This window comes from Phenylobacterium sp., from assembly GCF_016793225.1.
Classification (GTDB): Bacteria; Pseudomonadota; Alphaproteobacteria; order Caulobacterales; family Caulobacteraceae; genus Phenylobacterium.
Genome location: NZ_JAEUMN010000168.1, coordinates 1 through 1,895 on the forward strand (window position 1 = coordinate 1; position 1,895 = coordinate 1,895).

The 1,895-nt window shown below is 72.0% G+C and carries 2 protein-coding genes and 1 pseudogene; all 3 read left to right on the forward strand.

What is annotated here, in order from left to right; genetic code table 11:
• Window positions 1-126: 126 nt before the first annotated feature.
• Window positions 127-609 (forward strand): annotated as a pseudogene (gene rplU, locus JNK30_RS19885) (50S ribosomal protein L21); the annotation flags it as partial.
• Window positions 610-787: 178 nt separating this feature from the next.
• Window positions 788-1,063 carry a 50S ribosomal protein L27 gene (gene rpmA, locus JNK30_RS19890; RefSeq protein WP_293484979.1) on the forward strand — a complete coding sequence of 92 codons (276 nt, stop codon included), beginning with the start codon at window positions 788-790 and terminating at the stop codon, window positions 1,061-1,063.
• A gap of 134 nt (window positions 1,064-1,197) precedes the next feature.
• A complete protein-coding gene (locus JNK30_RS19895; protein WP_293484981.1) occupies window positions 1,198-1,731 on the forward strand; it encodes a GNAT family N-acetyltransferase in 534 nt (177 codons plus the stop codon).
• The last annotated feature ends 164 nt before the right edge of the window (window positions 1,732-1,895 follow it).

Genomic DNA, 1,895 nt, shown 5'->3' on the forward strand with positions numbered 1-1,895 from the left:
TCGCGAAGCGCGGCCCGCCGTTGACTCCGCCCCGCCCGTCTGTATAACCGCGCCTCCTCGTCCCCGGGCCCGTCTCGGGGGCGCGAACACGCTTTCAATCAAGAAGAAATACAAAGGCGCGAGACGATGTACGCGGTGATCAAGACCGGCGGCAAGCAGTACCGGGTCCAGCCCGGCGACCTGCTCGTTGTCGAAAAGCTGGACGGCGAGCCCGGCGCCAAGGTGGCGTTCGGCGATGTGCTGATGCTGGGCGACGGCGAGGCCGTGACCGTGGGTTCGCCCACCGTCGAGGGCGCCTCGGTGGCCGCCACGCTGATCGAGACCCGCAAGGGCGACAAGGTGAAGATCTTCAAGAAGATCCGCCGCCAGGGCTATCGCCGCACGCGCGGCCATCGCCAGCCCGAGAGCGTCCTGCGCGTCACCGGCATCACCGCCGGCGGCAAGGAAACCAAGTGGGACGGCGAAGTCAGCCTGGTCACCAAGGCCGAGCTCGACGCCCGCGCCCGCGGCCTGGACTTCGCCACGCTGAACAAGCCGAAGAAGGCCGTGGCGGAAGCCGCTGCGCCGGCTCCGGCCGCCGCCAAGCCCGCGCCGAAGGCGAAGGCCGCCAAGGCCGCCCCGCCGGCCGAGGTCGTCGAGGAAGCCGCCGCCGCCGCCCAGGTGAACGCGCCGGTGGAAGCCGAGGCGAAGCCCGCCAAGAAGCCCGCCGCCAAGAAGGCGGCCGCCAAGAAGGACGAGGGCGCGGCCGAGTAATCGGGCGCCCGCAAGTTAAGGACAGGAGCACACCATGGCTCACAAGAAATCCGGCGGCTCCTCGCGCAACGGGCGCGACTCGGCGGGCCGCCGTCTCGGCGTGAAGAAGTTCGGCGGCGAAGCGATCAACGCCGGCGGCATCATCGTGCGCCAGCGCGGCACCAAGTTCTGGCCGGGCGAGAACGTGGGCATGGGCAAGGACCATACCCTCTTTGCGCTCGTGGACGGCGCGGTGCGCTTCGTCACCAAGGCCAAGAACCGTTGTTACGCGACGGTGGTGCCGGCCGAGAAGGTGATCGCAGCCGAATAGGCGGAACCTCTCTTTCTCCGGTTCCGCCCCCACCACAAGAGGCGGACCGGACAGACGACCTTCGCGGGGAGTCCGGTCAGCCGGGCTCCCCGCAGTCGTTTTGGGCCCCGACAAGAGGGCCGGGAGGTTTGAACATGTGCGCACTCGACATCAGGCCCGCGATCGCGACGGATCGGCTGGTGCTGCGTGGACCCGTGGCGGCCGACGCGCCGCAGATCGCCGAGCTCGCCGCCGACGGGGGCGTGGCGGCCATGACGGCGAAGATGCCGCACCCGTACGGCCTGGCCGACGCCGAGGCCTTCGTGGCGCGCTGCCAGGCGGCCGATGCGAACGCGACGCCGACCTTCGCCATCCAGCACCGCGAATTCGGGGTGATCGGGGCTCTGGGCTTCGACGCCCGCGCCGACGGCCGCCCGGAAGTGGGCTACTGGCTGGGCCGCCCCTTCTGGGGGCGCGGCTACGCCACCGAGGCGCTGAAGGCGGCGCTGGTCTGGGCGAAGGCCGGCTGGGGCAGGAACGCCGTCTGGGCCGGCCACTTCGCCGACAACCGGGCCTCGGCCAGCGTCCTGATCAAGGCGGGCTTCCTCTACACCGGCGACGTGGAGCGGCCTTACAGCGTCGCCCGCGGCGACGTCGCCCCGACCCGCATGATGGTCTGGCTCGCCTGATCGTCTGCCCCTGACTTGCCGCCCGTCGCGCGATCCTTCCCCAGAGGCGCGCGGGCGGCCGGGCGGGAGAGGGCACCAGGCGCCCCCCCCCACCGCGCCCCACCCCCCCGGGCGGCGGGGGGCGCCGGGCCGCCAACCGCCAGTCCCGGCGCAGGCCCCCCCCC

Coding starts and splice junctions, on each gene's coding strand:
- JNK30_RS19895 (WP_293484981.1), top strand. CDS start 1,198: ATGTGCGCACTCGACATCAGGCCCGCGATCGCGACGGATCGGCTGGTG.
- rpmA (WP_293484979.1), top strand. CDS start 788: ATGGCTCACAAGAAATCCGGCGGCTCCTCGCGCAACGGGCGCGACTCG.